General features: G+C 43.9%; 3 protein-coding genes. All 3 read right to left on the bottom strand.

The features are described from left to right. Positions 1-617: Clp protease N-terminal domain-containing protein (locus WCG05_05645; protein ID MEI8321462.1), on the bottom strand; the 617-nt coding region annotated here is incomplete at its 3' end. Between the two features lie 111 nt (positions 618-728). Continuing rightward, positions 729-2,840: a hypothetical protein gene (locus WCG05_05650; protein MEI8321463.1), complete on the bottom strand. Its 2,112-nt coding sequence runs from the start codon at positions 2,838-2,840 to the stop codon at positions 729-731. Positions 2,841-2,946: 106 nt separating this feature from the next. Further along, a partial coding sequence (locus WCG05_05655; GenBank protein ID MEI8321464.1) for a hypothetical protein occupies positions 2,947-3,166 on the bottom strand: 220 nt, incomplete at its 5' end.

Raw genomic sequence — 3,166 nt, forward strand, 5'->3', positions numbered from 1 at the left:
AACACGGGGTTGTTTTTGGTGCGGCGGGCCAGAACTTGGATGGTGCGGCGAATTTCTTCATCCCGACCGATCACGGGGTCTAATTTATTATCGCGGGCAGCTTGGGTTAAGTCCCGGGCATATTTTTTCAAAGCGTCATAGGTGTCTTCTGAGCTGCTGGAGTGGGCTTCGCGGCCTTTTCGGAGATTCTGAATGGCCGTGTTGAGGGTTTGCGCTGTAACGCCGGCGGCCTTAAAGACTTTAGAAACGGCCAGGGTTGACTCTAAAGCCATGGCCAACAAGATGTATTCAAGGGTGACGAAGGAATCGCCCGCTTTTGTCGCAGCTTTCTCAGCAGCTTGTAGAACTTTTGAAAGGTCAGGGGTCATGTAGATTTGTTCAGCACCACTGCCCTGGACTTGGGGCACTTTGCTGAGCAGAGATTCAACTTCAACTTGGGCTAGTTGGATATTACCACCGGCGGATTCAATGAGATTTGCGGCCAAGCCCTGGGGATCACTTAGAAAAACTTTCAATAAGTGTTCAGGCAACAGCCGTTGATGATTGGAATTCTGGGCGAGGGTTTGGGCGGACTGTAAAAAACCCTTAACGCGATCGGTAAATTTATCAAGATTCATGGGCGATCTCCTTGATATTTTTATAACAAAAATTGGAGAAACTGTCGAGAGAGTTGAAGGGGAAGAAAAAACCCCCGAGCCGAAGCCCGGGGATGATGGACTCTTATCTAATTATTTGTATGTAACGATTTCCTTAGTTGGCATAAACTCTTTTAAAAATTTTAAGAGCTGTAGCCTTAATAAAAGGCTGCGGCCTTCAGAACCAGCAGCACAATGTGTGTTTTCTGCAATATACTCAGAAGCCTGCATAATAAGTGTGCTCCAGTTCTGCTGTAGGGCTTGATCAGGATGGCTCTTCAGGCTAGAGTCTAGTGTTCTTATAAGCCAGAGGGTTGTTAAGAAATTCCTAAACTGGAGGGTTCCATAGCCATTTACTAGACTTAAGTTATAATCCAAACCGACGTTAAGCTCAGCTAAGCGATCTGGGGGAATTATGCCTCTTTGCGCTAAGGACTCTATCCAAGGTTTCAAAAACTGATTAACAGCCATTGTTGTTTCCTCTCTAGGGATGATTCTGAGTTTTCCTTCACTAGATATTGGGCAGATTCTATTGAATTCCCAATTAGATATCCATTGATTTGGAAGATCTCCAGGGTCTTTATCTGGATAGAAACCACGGGTGCTTAGTTGACGTTCTAAAATGAGATAAAGCTGTTTTGAAAAATCAGTAAAGCGACCATCTCCATAAGCCATAATCCCTTCTGCGGCTCCCCATTGATGGCCCCCAGCTCGTGCAATTTTATCAATATCTGTGTCTAATATGGCTAGATCAGCTGCTGTAAAAAACTCTTCTTGGCGCACAACCCGTTGTGGAATGTATACAGGTTCTGGAGCAACCACAGGTGCAGGTTCAGCATCTTTAAGGTTTAGAAATCTAACCACAGGTGATATAGACTTACTTGGCAGAATCGCTAGAACTTCTTGTTCCAAGTCGCGGGCTTCCTGTCCGCCTGCATATCGCTGTAGAAGAGACATATAGGGTTCATTGATAGTTAAGGTTTTCACGTCAGTCTGCACAACAGCCCGTTTTGCTTTTGGATGCACAAGGCCGATAAGATAAGACATTACAGAGCCCTTGAGGTTTTCATGAGTCATCTGTAAAAAACGCAATTCTTGTTGACGAGTTTCTACTCTGTAACGCAGTTCTTCTAGTGCATTCCAAAAACTTAGAACCTCTGCTTCTTTCCCTTGTGGGATGGTACGGGGGTACTCATCATCTCCTGTTGCTTTGACGGGAATCTTGTTAACATAACCACTGCTTTCTAAGGCTGCTTGAAAAGAAAGGGCTCTCTGTGCAAGGTGGTTAAATTGATCTAATAACGGCTTATAGATTTCCTGGTAAGCAGAAATATGTTTCTCTAAAATATTTTCAAGAACTTTTCTATGTGATGCAAATTGTCCTGGGTGATTAGCATCTGTGAACCATCCTGGATTTTTTGCGGATGCAAGTCCAGTTTCATAGGTGGTCTTGATTCTATTGACAACATCTCCATCTAGGCACCCAAACTCATTCAGCTCTAAAATATGGCCTAAAAGGGTTGCACCAAACATTTTTAGCGCATTAAGTTTCTCAGAAAGACTAAAAAAGACTGTTTTTACAGCTTGCATCGTCGTGTTTGGGTTGCCGTAGTTATACACACCAGTGGCAATGGCTTGGTTCTCGGCTGTACGAGCTTGTTCTGTAACTATGCGAATCTGTTCGAGTTCATGGACCAACTGTGCGGCAGCAGCTTCTTGCTCGCGACGGAGTGCCTCTTGTCGATCTTGTTCAGCGCGGGCTTCATGCTCACGCTGTCTTTGTTGATACTCGGCCGCTGCTTGCTCTTCACGAACCCGTCTGGCTTCAGGACTGTTATAGTCATCCTCATCCTCATCCTCATCCTCATCCGATCTTGGTTCTGCTGGCTGAGCCTCATCACCATCGTCATTATCATCTAGTTCTGCTGGTCGAAGATGTTGAACGGGCAGAGGGGGGGGCAATTCCATAGCCCTAACTAAATCGTCCAGGTTTGTGATAAAATCCGTTAACTGCAAAAATTCTGCGTAGACGTCGGGGCCAGCTCTTCGAGCAGCATCTGCAAGCTGCTCAAGACTAGTAAATCCGGCAGATTGTGCAGCACCATCCCTACCAAAAGGGTCATAATCTCGGGCGGCGGACATACTATCTTGGTTGCCCATCAAAGCACCCGATAAAATAAGCGCAAGAATATTTAATTTTTTCATTCTTCAATCTCCTAATAAAAAACTATTGAACCATATATAGGATATAAATCCTTATTGACAAGAGGGTTGTGATCAATTTTTTCAAAAGATCAGAAAAATCAGATAATTATTTTGCAGACAAAATAACTAAATTTGGTTCAAGGACTGTGGCATAGTCTAATTTTTCAGGATCTTCCCGGTGCTTAAGGTCTTTACGGCGAGAAGAGAGGGGTTCAATTGAAAAAACCGCTTTATTTTGAGCGGTATCATAGGACTTAGGCGAAACTTTAACCCATTTTTTATGAATTATGTTATTGCTTTTAAAGCAAAGAATTCCATTGAGGACG

This window comes from Alphaproteobacteria bacterium (assembly GCA_037146715.1).
In the GTDB taxonomy this organism is placed as follows: Bacteria; Pseudomonadota; Alphaproteobacteria; order UBA7879; family UBA5542; genus JBAWWO01.